The sequence below is a fragment of the Rhodovulum tesquicola genome, assembly GCF_024128855.1.
In the GTDB taxonomy this organism is placed as follows: domain Bacteria; phylum Pseudomonadota; class Alphaproteobacteria; order Rhodobacterales; family Rhodobacteraceae; genus Rhodovulum; species Rhodovulum tesquicola.
Window position 1 is genome coordinate 1 of sequence record NZ_JAMYDV010000033.1, and the last position, 19,692, is coordinate 19,692.

At 65.9% G+C, this 19,692-nt stretch carries 18 protein-coding genes and 1 tRNA gene; 11 read left to right on the plus strand and 8 right to left on the minus strand.

What is annotated here, in order from left to right; translation table 11 throughout:
• On the plus strand, window positions 1–83 hold an 83-nt coding region (locus NHN26_RS16385; protein WP_092685645.1), incomplete at its 5' end, for an EF-Tu C-terminal domain-related protein.
• Window positions 84–89: 6 nt separating this feature from the next.
• Here NHN26_RS16385 and NHN26_RS16390 read toward each other — a convergent pair.
• The 3 genes from NHN26_RS16390 to NHN26_RS16400 all read right to left on the minus strand — a co-directional run bounded on the left by NHN26_RS16390 (window position 90) and on the right by NHN26_RS16400 (window position 2,150).
• Window positions 90–947, minus strand: coding sequence for a hypothetical protein (locus NHN26_RS16390; RefSeq protein WP_253090417.1), 858 nt, complete (start codon window positions 945–947; stop codon window positions 90–92).
• Window positions 948–973: 26 nt separating this feature from the next.
• Complete coding sequence (locus tag NHN26_RS16395) at window positions 974–1,222, minus strand: hypothetical protein (RefSeq protein ID WP_253090418.1); 249 nt, start codon at window positions 1,220–1,222, stop codon at window positions 974–976.
• A gap of 79 nt (window positions 1,223–1,301) precedes the next feature.
• Window positions 1,302–2,150 (minus strand): class I SAM-dependent methyltransferase, encoded by an 849-nt coding sequence (locus tag NHN26_RS16400; protein ID WP_253090419.1) that lies wholly within the window; start codon window positions 2,148–2,150, stop codon window positions 1,302–1,304.
• 98 nt (window positions 2,151–2,248) lie between these two features.
• Between NHN26_RS16400 and NHN26_RS16405 the strand changes: the two genes are divergently transcribed.
• Window positions 2,249–2,324 (plus strand) — tRNA-Trp (locus tag NHN26_RS16405).
• Between the two features lie 20 nt (window positions 2,325–2,344).
• Here NHN26_RS16405 and NHN26_RS16410 read toward each other — a convergent pair.
• From NHN26_RS16410 to NHN26_RS16430, 5 genes are all read right to left on the minus strand, one after another.
• Window positions 2,345–3,433: a tyrosine-type recombinase/integrase gene (locus NHN26_RS16410; protein WP_253090420.1), complete on the minus strand. Its 1,089-nt coding sequence runs from the start codon at window positions 3,431–3,433 to the stop codon at window positions 2,345–2,347.
• Window positions 3,433–3,612, minus strand: a complete 180-nt coding sequence (locus NHN26_RS16415) for a hypothetical protein (protein ID WP_253090421.1) — start codon at window positions 3,610–3,612, stop codon at window positions 3,433–3,435. The genes NHN26_RS16410 and NHN26_RS16415 overlap by 1 nt, the downstream gene beginning before the upstream one ends.
• A gap of 4 nt (window positions 3,613–3,616) precedes the next feature.
• Window positions 3,617–4,927, minus strand: coding sequence for a terminase large subunit domain-containing protein (locus tag NHN26_RS16420; RefSeq protein WP_253090422.1), 1,311 nt, complete (start codon window positions 4,925–4,927; stop codon window positions 3,617–3,619).
• Between the two features lie 281 nt (window positions 4,928–5,208).
• Window positions 5,209–5,940, minus strand: a complete 732-nt coding sequence (locus tag NHN26_RS16425) for a helix-turn-helix domain-containing protein (RefSeq protein ID WP_253090423.1) — start codon at window positions 5,938–5,940, stop codon at window positions 5,209–5,211.
• Window positions 5,937–6,482, minus strand: a complete 546-nt coding sequence (locus NHN26_RS16430) for a head-tail connector protein (protein WP_253090424.1) — start codon at window positions 6,480–6,482, stop codon at window positions 5,937–5,939. The genes NHN26_RS16425 and NHN26_RS16430 overlap by 4 nt, the downstream gene beginning before the upstream one ends.
• A 292-nt stretch (window positions 6,483–6,774) precedes the next feature.
• On the opposite strand from NHN26_RS16430, the gene NHN26_RS16435 reads away from it, so the two are divergent.
• The 9 genes from NHN26_RS16435 to rpoC all read left to right on the plus strand — a co-directional run bounded on the left by NHN26_RS16435 (window position 6,775) and on the right by rpoC (window position 19,380).
• Window positions 6,775–7,146 carry a hypothetical protein gene (locus NHN26_RS16435; protein ID WP_253090425.1) on the plus strand — a complete coding sequence of 124 codons (372 nt, stop codon included), beginning with the start codon at window positions 6,775–6,777 and terminating at the stop codon, window positions 7,144–7,146.
• A 92-nt stretch (window positions 7,147–7,238) separates the two neighbouring features.
• Window positions 7,239–7,430, plus strand: coding sequence for a preprotein translocase subunit SecE (gene secE / locus NHN26_RS16440; RefSeq protein WP_132697034.1), 192 nt, complete (start codon window positions 7,239–7,241; stop codon window positions 7,428–7,430).
• Window positions 7,431–7,605: 175 nt separating this feature from the next.
• Window positions 7,606–8,139, plus strand: coding sequence for a transcription termination/antitermination protein NusG (gene nusG / locus NHN26_RS16445; protein ID WP_253090426.1), 534 nt, complete (start codon window positions 7,606–7,608; stop codon window positions 8,137–8,139).
• A 104-nt stretch (window positions 8,140–8,243) separates the two neighbouring features.
• A complete protein-coding gene (gene rplK, locus NHN26_RS16450) occupies window positions 8,244–8,696 on the plus strand; it encodes a 50S ribosomal protein L11 (RefSeq protein ID WP_132697038.1) in 453 nt (150 codons plus the stop codon).
• A 5-nt stretch (window positions 8,697–8,701) separates the two neighbouring features.
• Window positions 8,702–9,400 (plus strand): 50S ribosomal protein L1, encoded by a 699-nt coding sequence (gene rplA / locus NHN26_RS16455; protein WP_253090427.1) that lies wholly within the window; start codon window positions 8,702–8,704, stop codon window positions 9,398–9,400.
• Between the two features lie 266 nt (window positions 9,401–9,666).
• Window positions 9,667–10,185: a 50S ribosomal protein L10 gene (gene rplJ, locus NHN26_RS16460; protein WP_132697042.1), complete on the plus strand. Its 519-nt coding sequence runs from the start codon at window positions 9,667–9,669 to the stop codon at window positions 10,183–10,185.
• Window positions 10,186–10,259: 74 nt separating this feature from the next.
• The gene (rplL, locus tag NHN26_RS16465; protein ID WP_253090428.1) at window positions 10,260–10,640 is read left to right on the plus strand and encodes a 50S ribosomal protein L7/L12; all 381 of its coding nucleotides are present in this window, start codon (window positions 10,260–10,262) and stop codon (window positions 10,638–10,640) included.
• Window positions 10,641–10,893: 253 nt separating this feature from the next.
• Window positions 10,894–15,030 (plus strand): DNA-directed RNA polymerase subunit beta, encoded by a 4,137-nt coding sequence (gene rpoB / locus NHN26_RS16470; protein WP_253090429.1) that lies wholly within the window; start codon window positions 10,894–10,896, stop codon window positions 15,028–15,030.
• 105 nt (window positions 15,031–15,135) lie between these two features.
• Window positions 15,136–19,380: a DNA-directed RNA polymerase subunit beta' gene (gene rpoC, locus NHN26_RS16475; RefSeq protein ID WP_253090430.1), complete on the plus strand. Its 4,245-nt coding sequence runs from the start codon at window positions 15,136–15,138 to the stop codon at window positions 19,378–19,380.
• Window positions 19,381–19,692 lie beyond the last annotated feature (312 nt).

Here is a 19,692-nt window from a genome sequence, read left to right on the forward strand (position 1 = left end):
CGATGGAGGAGAAACTCCGCTTCGCCATCCGCGAAGGCGGCCGCACCGTCGGCGCCGGCGTCGTCTCCAAGATCATCGAGTAACCGAAATCACGGCCGGGCCGGCAAAAGCCGGCCCATCAGCCCGATACGAGGGGCGCGCCCGCACTGGCGCGCCCCTTTTCGTCGCTGCGACGCCATGCGCTGTCGGTGGCCCGCGGCGCCCGGTGCTATCCTGCACGCGTCTTCTTCGGCCGAGCGGGGGCAGCACCGATGTGGTGGCGCAAGGCGACCAAGCCGCCCTATGGGTGGTTGAGTTACCGCCAGAACCTTCATGTTCTCTATGAGGACGCCGGGCAGGGCGACGGCAGGATCGACGCCCTGATCGAGAAGACCGAATATCGGGGCGGTGCCCGGCGCCCGGGCTTTGCCGAGCAGTGGTCGGATCTCAACCAGATCGAGCTGCGCCTGTTCCGCCTGCTCGACGACACGCGGCTGGTGGCCGAGACCGACCGCAAGTTCATCGAGGCCGAGGAACTGGGCCTGAACAGCCGCAAGGTGCTGCGCGACAGATTCGACGCGGTCCCGCCCGGACCGGCGGGGTTGGACGCGCGGCGGGCCATCGCGATCACGCTGCTTGAAGACATGTTCGTGCAGTATTCCTATCGGTTCGCCGAGCGCGAGAAGCGTTCCGAGGTCTCGGCAAGGCTGACGCGACTTGGTCTGCTGATCATCGGCCTGCCGACCGCGCTGGTCTTTTTCGGGCCGATGATCGAGCTTTTGTCGTCCGTGCTGGTGCGACCGGAGCCGAGCAGTTCCTACAGCCTGCAGCCGAAGCCGCTGGAAGATGCCTATGGTCTGCTGAGTTGGGCCTCGTCGAAATTCGGCGCCTTCTTCGTGGTGATGTATTTCGGCATCGTCGGCGCCTATTTCTCGCGGCTGTTCGGCTATGCCTCGCGGATGGAGCATCTGCGCTGGAACGACATGGATGTCGTCTATTCCCCCGGCGCGCTCTGGGTGCGGCTGCTGGTGGGGGCCATCGCGGCGGTGATCCTGTTCTTCCTGATGATGGGCAACATCCTGTCCGGGCCGATCTTTCTCGAAGGCGATTTCGGCCTCTGGAAGATGGCCGAGACAGCCGCGCCGCCGCCCGGCACGCCCGCGCCGCCCTTCGGGATGGCGCCTTCGCCGCTTCTGCCTTTGCGCCCGACCGAGGATTTCGCCCGGCTCATCGTCTGGTGCACGCTTCGTGCCGGACCGCTTTGCCGAACTGTCGGAAAGCGCGCGGGGATCCGGCAGGAAATCCGCCGACTGACCGACGGTTCAGGGCTTGCGCATCCGCCAGGCGACCCGCCCGCCCGGATTGGCCGCCAGCGCCGCCGCCAGCCGGTCGAATCGCGCCGCCTGCCCGAACCGCGCCATCTGCGCCCGCGCCGCCGCCAGCCCCGTGGCAAGGGCGGCGTCGTCCAGCCCGGTGCAGGCCGCCCGCGCCAGCATGTCGGCATCGGGTGCGCGGGTGCACAGGAAGACCGCGCTGGTCGGTGGGCACACGGCAAGCGGCACGAAGCAGTCGGCCAGCCGTGCCATCTGGGCCGCCAGCCAGGGTTGGCGCCAGTGGAAATAGTCCTGCTGGATCACCACCGACCCGCCCGGGATCAGGCCGGGAAGAAACCGCGCCGCGATCGTATCGGCCATGGCGTCCGATTTCGCCGCGTCGATCGCCAGGATCTCGATCGGCCCGTCGGACCAGTGCTGGTCCGCGATCTCGCCGGGATGCAGCGTGACCAACGCGTCCCAGGGCGACAGCAGGCGCCGCACCAGCGGCAGGATGTTCCCGCCCGCGAAGGGCGGGATGCCCGCCGGATAGAGCATCCGGGCCTTCAACTCCTCGGAGGCGGTGAACCGGTCAAAGGCATGGATGGACGTGCGATGCCCCGCCTGCCGCCGCCCCTCGGCCAGCCGCGCGGTCGAACCGCCCGCGAAACAGCCCAGATCGACGATGGCCCCCGCGCCCCGCGCCCAGTTGCGCGCAAGCCAGAGATAAAGCCGCTGCTCCCCGGCGTCCAGCATCGTCGGCACGCCCGCAGCCGCCCCGAGTTCCGCCTGCGCCAGCGCGGCCCATGGCGCAGCGTCGAACAGATCGCGTGTCTCGGGATCGGGCAGGGCGGTCATGGCGCCCGGCCTAGCACCCGGGCGGCCGCGAAACCAGATCGCGGACGAAAAACCGGGCTTGATTCCGCCGCCCCGGTGACGTAACCGGGGCTCGGCCTAGGGGTGTAGCTCAGTTGGTAGAGCATCGGTCTCCAAAACCGAGGGCCGGGGGTTCGAGTCCCTCCGCCCCTGCCAGGCCGTTCTTTAACGTCATGTTATCCCTCGCTTTTCTTGCTCGACTTGTCCAACCGCGCCGACAGGTTGGACAAGCTTTGTTCCCTTTTCGGCCCGTCGAGTCGGGCCAAGGCGGCGGTGCCGAGCGTTGACCGCGATGCTTTGCGGACATAGACAGCGGCCATTTTCGTGTTCTCGTGAGCGAGGAAAGCGGCGATCTCCCATTCGGTCGCGCCGTTCTCGGCAAGCTTGGTCGCGCCAGCTTTCCGCAGCCCGTGCACGTTCGCGGATGGAACGTCGATTCCTGCCTCCACGGCGCGATCCTTGAACCATGCGCCGAAACCGGCCGCGGTGTGCGCTGCCCCGGCCTGCGTCGGAAGGAAAAGCATCTGGTCGCGCGGGACGCGCCGCAGCTCTTCCGCCAGCTCGGGCAGGATGGGCAAATCAGCCTCTACGCCCGTCTTGCCGCGCCGGTATGCGATCCGCCCGCCGCTGACGTTCTGCCAGCCAAGCTTGGCGAGGTCTTGCCGCGCCGCCCCGGTGTTCAGCGCCAGGAGCATCGCCAGCCGCGCTTTCGTGCCCGGCCCGTGAAAATCCAGGAACCGGGCGATCTGCGCCTCGGTCCATGTGTGGTAGCCGTCCGTTCGGTGGGCAACCTTGTCGGTGCCCCGAACCGGATTGGCCGCGATCAGCTCGAGGCGGATCGCGTGATTGAAGATCAGCGACAGGTTGGCGCGCACGCGGTTCTGCGCGGCCGGTCCCGGTTTCTTCGCCATCAGCGCCTCGGTATGGCGCCCCCGGAAGCCTGTCACCGGCAGATCGCCCGCCACCTCGCGCAGCCAGTCGAGTTCGCGGCGCAGCGTGTCGCGGGTCGACGCGGCCTTTCGAGCGTGGCGCGGGGAAGCGAGGTGATGCGTGATGAGCCAGCCGAGCGAGCCATGGGGAAAGCGTGCGGTCGGGGCGGGTGTCTTCACCTCGGCAACTGCCGCTTCATAGGCCGCGCGAAACTCGGCCGAGCCATACGGCCCTTGCAGATACGCGGAGAACCCCTTGCGCCGGAACCGCCAGCGCACCTTGCCGTGTCGGTCGGTGACGCGAGAGACGCCGAGAAAGGGGTTTCGCCGCTTCATCAGTCCAGAAGCCTGTCACAAGGATTTGGGCCGTCCTCGCCCGGCATACCGGCGGGAATAATCGTCACGGTCCCGTCTGGGCTGACCTTGATCTTGCCCACCACCACGCCAGCCTTGATCGTCCCCGCGATATAGCGGGTCAGGTCGGCCTGCTTGACGGTCGCAGCGCGGCCCGACATGGCTTCACACTCCCCTCAGAATGTCGCGGACCTTTGCCTCGATCTCGTCGGCGTCGAAGGCGTTGGGCTTGTCGTGCACCTGCCCGTCGAAGCAGGCGCGGCGGAACCGCTCTGCGTCTTCGTTGCCGTCCCTGAACCCCATTCCGCGCCAGAGCATCGGCGCCCGGATGCCCGCCCGGGTCAACGCCTCGCCAAGCATCGCCTGGCGGAACCTGTCCGCAACCACGGCCGCGACGGGCTGATCCACCACGCGGCGCATCACCTCGACCAGCCACGGCGCGACGGGCACGGTCTTGTCCCCGATGGTGAACAGCTCGCCCCGTTCCTCCATCTCGACATACCGCCGCGCCACGCCGTCCGCCTGGCCGCGGTCCAGCAGCGAGGGCATGGAAGGGAAGGCGCCCACGGCTTCCAGCCGCCCGGTCGCAGGCCAGTAGAAGGCGGCGGCCGTCATGCTGGCCGAGTCGCCCAGGTCGATCCCGATCACCACCTCGCCCTCGCGCGGGGGCAGCTCGTCCACCTCGCAGGCCAGCCATTCGTCCAAGGTCAGCAGAAGGTCGCGGGTCTCGCCGCTAACCCTTTCATTTCGATTATACAATTTGAAGGTCGAGAGCGCCGATCCACCCCGGGCGATTGCGCGCCGGGCCTGCCCCTCAAGCCAGTCGAGCGAGGAACCTATTCCGTGCTCGGCACCCGGGTTGGCGAGGATCAGCGAGTCGCGATCATCGGCCGGAAGGCCGGGCGGCGGGCGATGCTCTTGCACGTAGGAACCGGGCAGAGGCTCGTCTATCCACTTGGAAAACGGGTGGGTGTCGTCGGGCGCCGAGGTGCTGATCAGGAACGCGCGCCCGCCCCGCTTGCCGAGGCCGGACAGAAGCGCGTGTTCGAGCTCGTCGCCCCGGTCCAGCGCCCAATGCCCGCGTTCGTCCAGGATCGCCATCGTGGGGGCGCCGCCCAGGGCCGACTTGCCGTCCGCCGCGATCACGCGCAGAACGTGGCCGCCGCCGTCGCCCTCGTATTCGATCTCGAGGCGCGGGGCGCGGCGGTAGATCAGCCGGTGCTGGATCTCGAGGGGCAGGGACGCGGCGAAGCCCGCCACGAAGTCCCAGATGATCCGGCCTTGGTCGCGGGTCCGCGCGGCGGCGACGATCTCGCGCCGGGGCTGGCGATCCCAGATCCCGACCAGGCCGCCGAGCGCCAGCCCGGCCGTGATCGCGGATTTTCCATTTCCGCGCCCGATGCTGAGAATCGCCGCGGTCACATCCGGGGCAAGCGCGCCCTCGATGAATTGGCGCTGGAACGGCGCAAGCTTCACCGGCTGGCCAGCGTTCGGACCTTCCGGGATTTCAAGCCCACTGCCTTCCATGAAACGCATAGCTCTTTCGGCGGGGGCCGCGTTTTCCAGTTCCCCGCCGGGCGCGAAAATTGAAAGGTTACACCCCCGGTTCCCCGCCGGGGCAAAAGTCGCGGCATTGGGACCCGCAGAGAACAGGTCAGGCTGTCCGATGATCGCGGGCGCGCTCGGCTTCGGCGCTGGCGGCGGCAAGGGCGAGCCGTCCGCCTTGCGCCACTTCCTCGTTGCCTTCCTCGTCTCGCTCATGCCGCCCCCGCGCTCGCTCTCGCGGCCTGCCCGTCTCGCTGAGCATCCACCCATTCGAAGAAGGCGCGGGCCTGCCGGTTGCCCACGGCGTCGTGGGGCAGGGGCGGCCATCGCAGCGGCAATGCGTAGCCCTGTCCTGGCCGGAGAAGGCCAAGGCCCTCAAGCGTGCCCCACCCCTTCTCAGCCAGCCACGCCCGCCACTCGTGCAACGCTGGGTCGTCGTCTCGGACGATCCGCTCGCTGACAACCGGGCAGGCTGGGGCGTCGCGTTCGGGCGCGCGCCCCTTTTGTTCAGATGATTGTTCCTTCCTTATAATGGGGGTGGACAGGTTTGACCCCTTTTCCCGGACAGGTTTGACCCCTTTTCCGGGCTGCAAAAGGGGGCGTTCGTGACCCCTTTTCGGGTCGCGCGTGACCCCTTTTCCGGCGCCGTTGACGGGGCGCAGCGGCACGACATTTCCGGGCGCCAGGAGCGCGTATTCGGTTGAGTTGCCGCGCCCGCGCCCGGCCGTGCGGGCGAGCCACCCCGAACCCTCAAGCTCGGCCACGGCGCGCTTGATCGTCTTCTCGGACTTGCCCAGGTAGTCGGCCAATGTCTTCCGGCTGGGGTTGATCTGCCCCGTCCCATCGTTGGCAAACTGGACGGACAGGGCACTCGCCAGCGCCTTGGCGCTGTCCGAAACATCGGCCTGAAGCACGGCCTTCAGCCACTCGAAACGGTTGATCATAGCCGCACCCCCCGATACCGGGCCGCGATCCGGGCCGCGTGGGGTGACATGGCGATGGTCTTCGGGTCGCCCGTGCCGCGGGCGTCATAGAGCGCGGCGACCTGATCCATGACCGCAAGGCGCAGATCCTCGGGCACGTCCTCGATGGTGCCGAACCCGGCCGGGTATTCGATCACCAGATCGGCCGCGCCCAGATCGGGAGTCCACCTGCCCACCAGAAAGAGCTGGGCGCGCGCACTCGGCAAAACCCGGAACCAATCGAAGGTCTGCCCCTTCATCAGCACGGTCACACTGGCGTCGTTCTGCACCGGGCCAATGGGCAGATTGATGATGCCCGTTGACGGCCATCCGCTCAGGCCCAGGCGGATCGTCTGCGTCAGCAGGGCGATGCCTGCGTATTGCTCGAGGTCGCGGGTCGCAGCGCCGAGCATGGTGGCAATCGCCGCGTCCTCGTCGTTGTGTTCAATCCGCATGTGTGCCTTGGCTTCCCACAGATGCGCGCCTGCGGCGGGGGCCGAGCCGAAGCGTTGAACGCGCATCATGCTGTGACCCTCCCGCCGAGGAATTCGAGGGGGCAGAAGTGAGGACGGTTGGTCACTTTCGGCGTTTCCGCTGAATTTTCAACGCCCCGAGTTGCGCCGGTTGGGCAAGCTAGTGCTTTGATTCCATGGGATGCCGCGCCGCCCTCCGCCCCTGCCAGGCCCATTCTCCGCACATGCCGCCGAACCGCCCATGCGGCGCCTTATCGCCGCCACGCCATCCTGCGATGACCCGGAGGTCGCGCAGGATCCATCCGGGTGCGCGCGATGACGGCGCTGGCAGGGCATGGGGAAAATGCGCGGAAACCTTGCGATACGGGTCTGGGTGGGCGCGATGGCGTTGCCCGCGGCGGTTGCGGCGCGCGAGGCGCCGGGCGCCAAGTGGCTGGTCGCCCCGGCGGCCGATCCGCCGTCATCCACACCGCCAGTCGCCGCCCTATCCGAGCTGACCCTGCCCGCCCCCGTCCTGCCCGGTTTCGTCCCGGAGGGCGCGCCCGACCCCCAGTTGATCGGCATCGCCTTCGCGGTGCTCGGGCTGGGGGGCGGGGTTTTCCTTCTGGGGCGGTTGATCGGAATCGCACGGACATGCGGCCTTCTCGCGGGAGGCCGCCGGGGACGATGCGACGATCCGTTCTCGCGTCTCTCGGCCGACACGGACCGCGACTAGGGCGCCGCCAGTCCGGACCTGCGCCCTTGCAATCTCGGCGCCGAGCGCGTATCTCGCCCCCTATCGGCACGAGAAACGGGACCATCACGGCCATGGCCAATCCGCTCCAGTTCATCCAGCAGACCCGGTCCGAGGTCTCCAAGGTCGTCTGGCCGACCCGGCGCGAGGTCGGTCTGAGCACCGTCATGGTCCTGATCATGGCAACCCTGACGGCGATCTTCTTCTTCTTCGTGGACTGGATGATCCGCTCGGGGCTTCAGTTGATCCTAGGCTTTTTTGGCTGAGCCTGCCGATTTTCAGGCCAGCGGGCTTGAAAGGTGGGGATCACATCTGTAAGGCGAACGCTGTTCTGGGCTCCGGCGTGCATCGATTCGGGTTGCGCGCTGTTTTTTGTTCCGGAAAGCGTAGGTCGCAAAGAGAAAACGGCCCAAGGCCGGTGGACGCGAGGTAAGGGGCAAGATGGCGAAGCGGTGGTATTCGGTGAGCGTGCTCTCGAACTTCGAGAAAAAGGTCGCCGAACAGATCAGGACAGCCGTCGCCGATGCCGGTCTCGAGGACGAGATCGAAGAGGTTCTCGTGCCCACCGAAGAGGTGATCGAGATCCGCCGCGGCAAGAAGGTGACCGCCGAACGCCGCTTCATGCCCGGCTATGTGCTGGTGCGCATGGACATGAGCGATCGCGGCTATCACCTCATCAGCCAGATCAACCGGGTCACGGGCTTTCTGGGCCCGCAGGGCAAGCCGATGCCGATGCGCGACGAGGAGGTGAACCAGATCCTGAACCGGGTCGAGGAGGGCGAGGTGCAGCCGCGCTCGCTCATCACCTACGAGATCGGCGAGAATGTCAGCGTGACTGACGGCCCGTTCGAGGGCTTCTCGGGCATGGTCGAGGAAGTGGATGACGACAACCAGCGCCTGAAGGTGACGGTGTCGATCTTCGGTCGGGCAACGCCGGTCGAACTGGAATTCACGCAGGTCTCCAAGGGGGGCTGACGCGAAGCCGTGGGAGGCGGGCGGGCGCGCCCGAACGCCGGACCACTAAACCGATGCGCCACCCTCGCGTGGGTCCGGCGCGGTGAGAAGAAGGAGAGGGCCTTATGGCCAAGAAGGTAATCGGCAAGCTGAAGCTGCAAGTGAAGGCAGGCCAGGCGAATCCCAGCCCGCCCGTTGGTCCCGCGCTCGGTCAGCGCGGCATCAACATCATGGAATTCTGCAAGCAGTTCAACGCCAAGACCCAGGATCTGGAGCCCGGCGCCCCCTGTCCGACGGTCATCACCTACTACCAGGACAAGTCCTTCGCGATGGAGATCAAGACGCCGCCTGCGTCCTTCCTCCTGAAGAAGGCGGCGGGTCTCAAGCCGGTCGGCAAGCGCAACCGTGCCAAGGGCTCGGAAAAGCCCGGCCGCGACGTTGCGGGCACGGTGACGGTGGCGCAGGTGCGCGAGATCGCCGAGACGAAGATGAAGGATCTGAACGCCAACGACATCGAAGGCGCGATGCAGATCATCCTGGGGTCGGCCCGTTCAATGGGCATCGAGGTGAAGGGGTAAGCGCGATGGCAAAGCATGGAAAACGTGTGCGCGCAGCGCGCGCAGCCGTCGCTGGCAAGGAAAACCTCAGCGTCGAGGACGCGGTCGCGCTGATCAAGGCGAACGCGAGCGCCAAGTTCGATGAGACGGTCGAGATCGCGCTGAACCTGGGCGTCGATCCCCGGCATGCCGACCAGATGGTGCGGGGCGTCGTGACGCTGCCCAACGGCACCGGCAAGGATGTTCGCGTTGCGGTCTTTGCCCGCGGCCCCAAGGCCGACGAGGCCCGGGCGGCTGGTGCCGAGATCGTCGGTGCCGAGGACCTGATGGAAACGATCCAGGGCGGCACGATCGAGTTCGACCGCTGCATCGCGACCCCGGACATGATGCCGGTCGTCGGGCGGCTGGGGAAAATCCTCGGCCCGCGCAACCTGATGCCGAACCCCAAGGTCGGCACTGTGACGATGGACGTGGCCGAAGCGGTCAAGAACGCCAAGGGCGGCGAGGTGCAGTTCCGTGCCGAGAAGGCAGGCGTCGTGCATGCCGGCATCGGCAAGGCCTCGTTCGACGAGGGCAAGCTGGTCGAGAACGTGCGCGCCTTCGTGGGTGCAGTCAGCCGGGCCAAGCCCTCGGGCGCCAAGGGCACCTACATGAAAAAGGTGTCGCTCAGCTCGACCATGGGGCCGGGTGTTTCGGTCGATGTTGCCTCGGCAACCGGCAATTGATTAAGAATAGGCTGACGCCTATTCTCACGCGAATTTCCGGGTCTCGTGCCCGGGAATGGCGGGGCGGCGACGCCCCGTCCTGTCCGAGACGGAGGGTGCGGCCCGCTGGGGGCGCTTAATGTCCTTCCCGAGATGGGGAAACGAGACAGATTTCGCGAAGGTCTGACCTTCGGGCGATCCTGGCCTCGGGACCTCGCGGACCCGAACGCCGGACTTCGGTCCGGCAGACCTGAGCCGGGGGGAGACCCCCAAACTGGAGTGAAACTGTGGATAGAGCCCAGAAAGAGAAAGTGGTCGAGGAACTCGGCCAGATCTTCGAAAGCTCTGGCGTCGTGGTGGTTGCACACTACGCGGGTCTCACGGTTGCCGAGATGCAGGATCTGCGCGCGCGCATGCGTGCGGCGGGCGGATCCGTACGCGTCGCCAAGAACAGGCTCGCCAAGATCGCCCTGGAAGGAAAGCCTTGCGCCAGCATCGCCAGCCTTCTGACGGGCATGACCGTGCTCACCTATTCCGAAGACCCCGTGGCGGCAGCCAAGGTCGCGGAAGCCTTTGCCAAGGACAACTCGAAATTCGAGATCCTCGGCGGGGCGATGGGTGAGACGGCCCTGGACCGGGCCGGTGTCAAGGCAGTGTCCGACATGCCGTCGCGCGAGGAGCTTATCGCCTCGATCGTCGGCTGCATCGGTGCACCCGCCAGCAACATCGCCGGTGCCATTGGCGCGCCCGCTTCCAATATCGCAAGCATCCTCTCGACCATCGAGGAGCGTGCGGAAGCCGCTTGAGCAACTTCGTGATCCCGCGTGGGCCGCACCGGCCTCGCGTTGGAACAGAACATGTGTAAAGAACGGAACAGAAAATGGCTGATCTGAAGAAACTTGCCGAAGAGATCGTGAACCTCACGCTGCTCGAGGCCCAGGAACTGAAAACGATCCTGAAGGACGAATACGGCATCGAGCCCGCCGCCGGCGGCGCCGTGATGATGGCCGGTCCCGCCGCCGGTGGCGATGCCGCCGCCGCCGAAGAGCAGACCGAGTTCGACGTGATCCTCAAGAGCGCCGGCGCCAACAAGATCAACGTGATCAAGGAAGTCCGCGCGATCACCGGTCTCGGCCTCAAGGAAGCCAAGGACCTCGTCGAGGCCGGTGGCAAGGCCGTCAAGGAGCAGGTCTCCAAGTCGGAAGCCGAAGAGATCAAGGGCAAGCTCGAAGCGGCTGGGGCCGAAGTCGAGCTCAAGTGATCCGGGCGCGGGCATGCTGCCCGCGATCCGCATGACAAGGCTGGGTCCGGGGGACGAATCCCGGGTCCGGCCGAACCTGTCTTGAAAAGGGCTTGCATCGCCCAAGCCCTTTTCAAGGCGCGGTTCGAGGTTCGGGAGCGGCCGGTGGGACGGCTTGCAGGAATTGAACCTCTCCCCCTGTTTCGTGAGCGGCGCGCGGCCGTGGCCCGACGGCATCGCGCAGACGCGACAGACGAAAGGTGAGACCACAGACATGGCGCAGACCTACCTTGGCCAGAAGCGACTCCGCAAATATTACGGCAAGATCAGCGAAGTGCTGGAGATGCCGAACCTCATCGAGGTGCAGAAGTCCTCGTATGACCTTTTCCTGAACTCGGGCGACGGACCGGCGCCCGCCGACGGCGAGGGCATCCAAGGGGTGTTCCAGTCGGTCTTCCCGATCAAGGATTTCAACGAGACGTCGGTGCTGGAGTTCGTGAAATACGAGCTTGAAAAGCCGAAATACGATGTCGACGAATGCATGCAGCGCGACATGACCTATGCGGCCCCGCTGAAGGTGACGCTGCGGCTGATCGTGTTCGACATCGACGAGGATACCGGCGCCAAGTCGGTCAAGGACATCAAGGAGCAGGACGTGTTCATGGGCGACATGCCGCTCATGACGCCGAACGGCACCTTCATCGTCAATGGCACCGAGCGGGTGATCGTTTCCCAGATGCACCGCTCGCCGGGCGTCTTCTTCGACCATGACAAGGGCAAGACGCACAGCTCGGGCAAGCTGCTGTTTGCCTGCCGCATCATCCCCTATCGCGGCTCGTGGCTGGATTTCGAGTTCGACGCCAAGGACATCGTCTTCGCGCGCATCGACCGCCGCCGCAAGCTGCCGGTCACGACCCTGCTTTACGCGCTCGGGCTCGACCAGGAAGGCATCATGGATGCCTATTACGACACCGTCCAGTTCCGGCTGGAAAAGAACCGCGGCTGGGTTACCCGCTTCTTCCCCGAGCGGGTGCGCGGCACGCGTCCGACCTATGACCTCGTCGATGCCGCCACCGGCGAGGTGATCTGCAAGGCCGGCGACAAGGTCACGCCGCGCCAGGTCAAGAAGCTGATCGAGGAGGGCAAGGTCACCGAGCTCCTGGTGCCGTTCGACCAGATCGTCGGCCGCTATGTCGCAAAGGACATCATCAACGAGGAGACCGGCGCGATCTATGTCGAGGCCGGGGACGAACTGACCTGGGATCTCGACCGCGATGGCGAAGTGTCGGGCGGCACGCTCAAGGCTCTGCTGGATGCCGGCATCACCGAGATCCCGGTGCTCGACATCGACAACATCAACGTCGGTCCCTACATCCGCAACACCATGGCGGCGGACAAGAACATGGGCCGCGACACCGCGCTCATGGACATCTACCGCGTCATGCGTCCGGGCGAGCCGCCGACCGTCGAGGCCGCGACGAACCTGTTCGAAACGCTTTTCTTCGATGCCGAACGCTACGACCTGTCCGCCGTGGGCCGGGTCAAGATGAACATGCGCCTCGCGCTCGACGCGCCCGACACCCAGCGCACCCTGCGCCGCGACGACATCATCGCCTGCATCAAGGCGCTGGTGGAACTGCGCGACGGCAAGGGCGAGATCGACGATATCGACCATCTCGGCAACCGCCGGGTGCGCTCGGTCGGCGAACTGATGGAAAACCAGTATCGCGTCGGCCTGCTGCGGATGGAGCGCGCGATCAAGGAGCGGATGTCCTCGGTCGAGATCGACACGGTGATGCCGCAGGATCTGATCAACGCGAAACCCGCGGCCGCCGCGGTGCGCGAGTTCTTCGGCTCCAGCCAGTTGTCGCAGTTCATGGACCAGACCAACCCGCTGTCGGAAGTCACCCACAAGCGCCGCCTCTCGGCGCTTGGCCCGGGCGGCCTGACGCGGGAGCGCGCGGGCTTCGAGGTGCGCGACGTGCACCCGACCCATTACGGCCGGATGTGTCCGATCGAGACGCCGGAAGGCCCGAATATCGGCCTGATCAATAGCCTCGCGACGTTCGCGCGGGTGAACAAGTACGGCTTCATCGAGACGCCCTATCGCAAGGTGGTCGACGGACAGGTGACCGACGAGGTCAACTACATGTCCGCCACCGAGGAGATGCGCCACACCGTCGCCCAGGCGAACGCGAATCTCGACGAGCAGGGCCGCTTCGTCAACGATCTGGTGAACACCCGCCAGTCGGGCGAATACACCATGGCGCCGCGCGAAAGCGTCGACCTGATCGACGTGTCGCCGAAACAGCTGGTGTCGGTCGCCGCCTCGCTGATTCCGTTCCTTGAAAACGACGACGCCAACCGCGCGCTGATGGGTTCGAACATGCAGCGACAGGCGCTGCCGCTGATCCAGGCCGAGGCGCCCTTTGTCGGAACGGGGATGGAGCGCAAGGTCGCCATCGACAGTGGCGCCGCAATCCAGGCGCGCCGGGCGGGCGTCATCGACCAGGTCGATGCCCAGCGGATCGTCGTGCGGGCCACCGAGGATCTGGAACTCGGCGACGCGGGCGTGGACATCTACCGCCTGCGCAAGTTCCAGCGCTCGAACCAGAACAGCTGCATCAACCAGCGTCCCCTGGTGAAGGTGGGCGATACGGTCACCAAGGGCGAGGTGATCGCCGACGGACCCTGCACCGACATGGGCGAACTGGCGGTCGGCCGCAACGTGATCGTCGCCTTCATGCCCTGGAACGGCTACAACTACGAGGACTCGATCCTGATCTCGGAACGCATCGCGCGCGATGACGTCTTCACCTCGATCCATATCGAGGAATTCGAGGTTGCCGCCCGCGACACCAAGCTCGGACCCGAGGAAATCACCCGCGACATCCCGAACGTTGGTGAAGAGGCGCTGCGCAATCTCGACGAGGCGGGCATCGTCTATATCGGTGCCGAGGTCGGCCCGGGCGACATCCTCGTGGGCAAGATCACGCCCAAGGGCGAAAGCCCGATGACGCCCGAGGAAAAACTGCTGCGCGCCATCTTCGGCGAGAAGGCGTCCGACGTGCGCGATACCTCGCTGCGCCTGCCGCCGGGCGATTACGGCACCGTGGTCGAGGTGCGCGTGTTCAACCGTCACGGCGTCGACAAGGACGAGCGCGCGCTGCAGATTGAGCGCGAGGCGGTGGAAAGCTTGGCCCGCGACCGCGATGACGAGCTGGCGATCCTCGAGCGCAACATCTATGCGCGCCTGAAGTCGATGATCCTGGACAAGGTGGCGGTCAAGGGACCAAAGGGCGTCCCCGCGAACGCACAGATCACCGAGGATCTGCTGGCCTCGCTCTCGCGCGGTCAGTGGTGGCAACTGGCGCTTGAAGGCGAACAGGACGCCGCCGAGGTCGAGGCGCTGAACGCCCAGTTCGAGGCCCAGCGCCGCGCGCTCGACCACCGCTTCGAGGACAAGGTCGAAAAGGTGCGCCGCGGCGACGACCTGCCGCCCGGCGTGATGAAGATGGTCAAGGTCTTCATCGCGGTGAAGCGCAAACTGCAACCCGGCGACAAGATGGCCGGCCGCCACGGCAACAAGGGCGTCGTCTCCAAGGTCGTGCCGATGGAGGACATGCCCTTCCTCGCGGATGGCACGCCCGTCGATATCGTCCTCAACCCGCTGGGCGTGCCCTCGCGGATGAATGTGGGCCAGATCCTCGAAACCCATATGGGCTGGGCCGCGCGCGGCCTGGGGATCAAGATCGACGATGCGCTGGGCGAATACCGGCGCACGGGCGACCTGACCCCGGTGCGCGAGGCGATGCGGCTGGCCTATGGCGACGATGTCTACGAAGAGGGCATCAGGGACATGGACGAGGGAACCCTGATCGAGGCCGCCGCGACGGTGACCCGCGGCGTGCCGATCGCGACGCCTGTCTTCGACGGCGCCAAGGAGGCCGATGTCAACGACGCGCTGAAACGCGCGGGCTTCGACACCTCGGGGCAGTCGGTGCTGTTCGACGGCCGAACGGGCGAGCGCTTTGCCCGCCCCGTGACCGTGGGCGTCAAGTACATCCTCAAGCTGCACCACCTGGTGGACGACAAGATCCACGCGCGCTCGACCGGACCCTACAGCCTGGTCACCCAGCAGCCCCTGGGCGGCAAGGCCCAGTTCGGCGGCCAGCGTTTCGGCGAGATGGAGGTCTGGGCGCTGGAAGCCTATGGCGCGGCCTACACCCTGCAGGAGATGCTGACGGTGAAATCCGACGACGTGGCAGGCCGGACCAAGGTCTACGAGTCGATCGTCAAGGGCGAGGACAATTTCGAGGCCGGCGTGCCGGAATCCTTCAATGTTCTGGTGAAGGAAGTCCGCGGCCTCGGGCTGAACATGGAACTCCTGGACGCGGAGGAGGACGAGTAGGGCAAGCCCCGAATGGTGGGTTTCACCCACCCTACGCCGGTTTCGTAGGGTGGGTGCCAACCCACCGCCCTTCCTCCTTTCCGCCAGCCTTTCAAGGATCGAACGATGAACCAGGAACTGACCACGAACCCCTTCAACCCGCTCGCCGCGCCCAAGCAGTTCGACGAGATCAAGGTCTCGCTTGCCTCGCCGGAACGGATCCTCAGCTGGTCCTATGGCGAGATCAAGAAGCCCGAGACGATCAACTACCGCACCTTCAAGCCCGAGCGTGACGGGCTGTTCTGTGCGCGGATCTTCGGGCCTATCAAGGATTACGAGTGCCTGTGCGGCAAGTACAAGCGCATGAAGTATCGCGGCGTCGTCTGCGAGAAATGCGGCGTCGAGGTGACGCTGCAGAAGGTCCGCCGCGAGCGCATGGGCCATATCGAACTGGCCGCCCCCGTCGCGCATATCTGGTTCCTGAAATCGCTGCCCAGCCGCATCGGCCTGATGCTGGACATGACGCTGCGCGATCTGGAGCGCGTCCTCTATTTCGAGAACTACGTCGTGATCGAGCCGGGTCTGACCGACCTTTCCTACGGCCAGATGATGACCGAGGAAGAATATCTCGACGCCCAGGACCAGTACGGCTCGGACGCCTTCACCGCCGGGATCGGCGCCGAGGCGATCCGCGACATGCTGGCCCAGATCGACCTCGAGGCCGAGGCCGAGCGGCTGCGCGAGGAACTGAAGGAGGCCACCGGCGAGCTGAAGCCCAAGAAGATCATCAAGCGGCTGAAGGTCGTCGAAAGCTTCCTTGAATCCGGCAACCGGCCGGAGTGGATGGTGCTGACCGTGATCCCGGTCATTCCGCCGGAACTGCGCCCGCTGGTGCCGCTCGATGGCGGCCGCTTCGCCACCTCGGACCTGAACGACCTTTACCGCCGGGTCATCAACCGCAACAACCGTCTGAAACGGCTGATCGAGCTGCGCGCGCCGGACATCATCGTGCGCAACGAAAAGCGGATGCTGCAGGAATCGGTGGACGCGCTGTTCGACAACGGCCGCCGCGGCCGCGTCATCACGGGTGCGAACAAGCGCCCGCTGAAGTCGCTGTCCGACATGCTCAAGGGCAAGCAGGGCCGGTTCCGCCAGAACCTGCTGGGCAAGCGCGTGGACTTCTCGGGCCGCTCGGTCATCGTGACCGGGCCGGAGCTGAAACTGCACCAGTGCGGCCTGCCCAAGAAGATGGCGCTGGAACTGTTCAAGCCGTTCATCTACTCGCGGCTTGAGGCAAAGGGGCTGTCCTCGACCGTGAAGCAGGCCAAGAAGCTGGTCGAGAAGGAGCGCCCCGAGGTCTGGGACATCCTTGACGAGGTGATCCGCGAACACCCGGTCCTGCTGAACCGGGCGCCCACGCTGCACCGTCTGGGCATCCAGGCCTTCGAGCCGATCCTGATCGAGGGCAAGGCGATTCAGCTTCACCCGCTGGTCTGTTCGGCCTTCAACGCCGATTTCGACGGCGACCAGATGGCCGTCCATGTGCCGCTTTCGCTGGAAGCCCAGCTCGAGGCGCGCGTGCTGATGATGTCCACCAACAACGTGCTGTCGCCCGCCAACGGCGCGCCGATCATCGTGCCCTCGCAGGACATGGTGCTGGGCCTCTACTACGTCTCGATGGAACGCCAGGGCATGAAGGGCGAGGGCATGGCCTTCGCCGATGTCGACGAGGTCCAGCACGCGCTGGACGCGGGCGAGGTGCATCTGCACGCGAGGATCACCGCGCGGATCAAGCAGATCGACGAGCATGGCAACGAGGTGATGAAGCGTTACGAGACGACGCCCGGCCGGGTGCGTCTGGGCGCGCTGCTGCCGCTGAATGCCAAGGCGCCGTTCGAACTGGTCAACCGTCTTCTGCGCAAGAAGGAGGTGCAGCAGGTCATCGATACCGTCTACCGCTATTGCGGCCAGAAGGAGTCTGTCATCTTCTGCGACCAGATCATGTCGATGGGCTTCAGGGAGGCGTTCAAGGCGGGCATCTCCTTCGGCAAGGACGACATGGTCATTCCCGAGACGAAATGGACCATCGTCGAGGGCGTCCGCGACCAGGTCAAGGAGTTCGAGCAGCAATACATGGACGGCCTGATCACCCAGGGCGAGAAATACAACAAGGTCGTCGATGCCTGGTCGAAATGCTCCGACGAGGTGGCCGCCGCGATGATGGCCGAGATTTCGGCCGTCCGCGTGGACGACACCGGCGCCGAGAAGGAGCCGAACTCGGTCTACATGATGTCCCACTCGGGCGCGCGCGGCTCGCCCGCCCAGATGAAGCAACTGGGCGGCATGCGTGGCCTGATGGCCAAGCCGTCGGGCGAGATCATCGAGACGCCGATCATCTCGAACTTCAAGGAAGGTCTGACCGTTCTCGAATACTTCAACTCGACCCACGGCGCCCGCAAGGGCCTGGCCGATACCGCGCTCAAGACCGCGAACTCGGGCTATCTGACGCGGCGTCTGGTGGATGTCGCGCAGGACTGCATCGTGCGTCAGAACGATTGCGGCACCGACAAGGCGATCACCTGCGAGGCGGCGGTCAACGATGGCGAGGTCGTGGCCTCGCTGTCCGAGCGCCTGCTGGGCCGGGTCTCGGCCGATGACGTGCTGAAACCCGGCACCGACGAGGTGCTGGTCAGCCGCAACGAACTGATCGACGAGCGCAAGGCCGACGCGATCGAGAAGGCCGGCGTGGCCACGGTGCGCATCCGCAGCCCGCTGACCTGCGAGGCCGAGGAAGGCGTCTGCGCCGCCTGCTACGGGCGCGACCTTGCCCGCGGCACCATGGTCAATGTCGGCGAGGCGGTCGGCATCATCGCCGCCCAGTCGATCGGCGAGCCGGGCACCCAGCTGACGATGCGGACCTTCCACATCGGCGGCATCGCCCAGGGTGGCCAGCAATCGTTCCAGGAGGCCAGCCAGGAAGGCAGGATCGAGTTCCGCAACCCGAACCTGCTGGAGAATGCCTCGGGCGACCAGATCGTGATGGGCCGAAACATGCAGCTTGCGATCATCGACGAGAACGGGGTCGAGCGGGCGAGCTTCAAGACCGGCTACGGCACCAAGGTCTTCGTGACCGAGGGCGCCACGGTCAAGCGCGGCGACAAGCTGTTCGAATGGGACCCCTACACCCTGCCGATCATCGCCGAAAAGGCGGGCGTGGCCAAGTTCGTGGACCTCTATACCGGGATCTCGGTGCGTGACGAGACCGATGACGCGACGGGCATGACCCAGAAGATCGTCACCGACTGGCGTACCGCGCCCAAGGGCGGCGATCTCAAGCCCGAGATCTTCATCGTCGATCCCGAGACCGGCGAACCGGTCCGCACCGAGCAGGGCAACCCGGTGACCTACCCGATGTCGGTCGATGCGATCCTCTCGATCGAAGACGGGCAGGAGATCAAGGCCGGCGACGTGGTCGCGCGGATCCCGCGCGAGGGCGCCAAGACCAAGGACATCACCGGGGGTCTTCCCCGCGTGGCGGAACTGTTCGAGGCGCGCCGTCCCAAGGACCACGCGATCATCGCCGAGATCGATGGCTATGTCCGGTTCGGACGCGACTACAAGAACAAGCGCCGGATCACCATCGAACCTGCCGACGATACGCTGGAGCCGGTGGAATACATGGTGCCCAAGGGCAAGCACATCCCCGTGCAGGAGGGCGACTATGTCCAGCGCGGCGACTACATCATGGACGGCAACCCCGCGCCGCACGACATCCTCGCGATCATGGGGGTCGAGGCGCTGGCCAATTACATGATCGACGAGGTGCAGGAGGTCTACCGGCTGCAGGGCGTGAAGATCAACGACAAGCATATCGAGGTGATCGTCCGCCAGATGCTGCAGAAGTGGGAGATCCTCGAGTCGGGCGACACCACGCTGCTGAAGGGCGAGCATGTCGACAAGGCCGAGTTCGACGCGGTCAACGAGAAGGTCATGGCCAAGGGCGGGCGCGCCGCCGAGGGCCAGCCGATCCTGCTCGGCATCACCAAGGCCTCGCTCCAGACCCGGTCCTTCATCTCGGCCGCCTCTTTCCAGGAAACGACGCGGGTGCTGACCGAGGCGGCCGTGCAGGGCAAGCGCGACAAGCTGGTCGGGCTGAAGGAGAACGTCATCGTCGGCCGGTTGATCCCGGCGGGCACCGGCGGGGCCAGCCAGCGCGTGCGCCGGATCGCCTCCGAGCGCGACCAGAAGGTGATCGAGGCGCGTCGCGCCGAGGCCGAGGCGGCGGCCGCGCTTGTCGCCCCGATGGACGTGATGGAGCCGGACGAAGATGATTTCGGCCTCGTCGAAACGCCCGAGAGCCGCGAGGAATAAGCGGCCCTCGCGAGCCGGACAGGGATTGCCCCCGCCAGCGATGGCGGGGGCGGTTTCGTTGCAAGGGGGCGCCTTTTCGGGTTTCGCCCCGGCTTGCGCCGGGGCGACCCGCCGGGGGGCGCTGCCCCCCGGACCCCCCGGGATATTTCCAGCCAGAAGAAGGGCGGGGCTTTCGAGGGGGAGGATGTGAGGTGGTCCCCGTTTTCTGGACAGATTTGCGGCGTTGCTAAGCTTGCCTGTTGATCATGCCGCCGCCTTCAGGTCTTGGCCCTGATGGGCCTCAACCGGTGTCCTTCCGCCAAGCGCCGAATG

Excerpts from the sequence above, each read along its gene's own strand:
- NHN26_RS16425 (WP_253090423.1), bottom strand. The coding sequence starts at position 5,940 with ATGATCAACCGTTTCGAGTGGCTGAAGGCCGTGCTTCAGGCCGATGTT.
- NHN26_RS16400 (WP_253090419.1), bottom strand. The coding sequence starts at position 2,150 with ATGACCGCCCTGCCCGATCCCGAGACACGCGATCTGTTCGACGCTGCG.
- NHN26_RS16435 (WP_253090425.1), top strand. The coding sequence starts at position 6,775 with ATGCGCGGAAACCTTGCGATACGGGTCTGGGTGGGCGCGATGGCGTTG.
- rpoB (WP_253090429.1), top strand. The coding sequence starts at position 10,894 with ATGGCGCAGACCTACCTTGGCCAGAAGCGACTCCGCAAATATTACGGC.
- NHN26_RS16430 (WP_253090424.1), bottom strand. The coding sequence starts at position 6,482 with ATGATGCGCGTTCAACGCTTCGGCTCGGCCCCCGCCGCAGGCGCGCAT.
- NHN26_RS16410 (WP_253090420.1), bottom strand. The coding sequence starts at position 3,433 with ATGAAGCGGCGAAACCCCTTTCTCGGCGTCTCTCGCGTCACCGACCGA.
- rplL (WP_253090428.1), top strand. The coding sequence starts at position 10,260 with ATGGCTGATCTGAAGAAACTTGCCGAAGAGATCGTGAACCTCACGCTG.
- rplA (WP_253090427.1), top strand. The coding sequence starts at position 8,702 with ATGGCAAAGCATGGAAAACGTGTGCGCGCAGCGCGCGCAGCCGTCGCT.
- NHN26_RS16415 (WP_253090421.1), bottom strand. The coding sequence starts at position 3,612 with ATGTCGGGCCGCGCTGCGACCGTCAAGCAGGCCGACCTGACCCGCTAT.
- NHN26_RS16390 (WP_253090417.1), bottom strand. The coding sequence starts at position 947 with ATGCTCCATCCGCGAGGCATAGCCGAACAGCCGCGAGAAATAGGCGCC.
- secE (WP_132697034.1), top strand. The coding sequence starts at position 7,239 with ATGGCCAATCCGCTCCAGTTCATCCAGCAGACCCGGTCCGAGGTCTCC.
- nusG (WP_253090426.1), top strand. The coding sequence starts at position 7,606 with ATGGCGAAGCGGTGGTATTCGGTGAGCGTGCTCTCGAACTTCGAGAAA.
- rpoC (WP_253090430.1), top strand. The coding sequence starts at position 15,136 with ATGAACCAGGAACTGACCACGAACCCCTTCAACCCGCTCGCCGCGCCC.
- rplK (WP_132697038.1), top strand. The coding sequence starts at position 8,244 with ATGGCCAAGAAGGTAATCGGCAAGCTGAAGCTGCAAGTGAAGGCAGGC.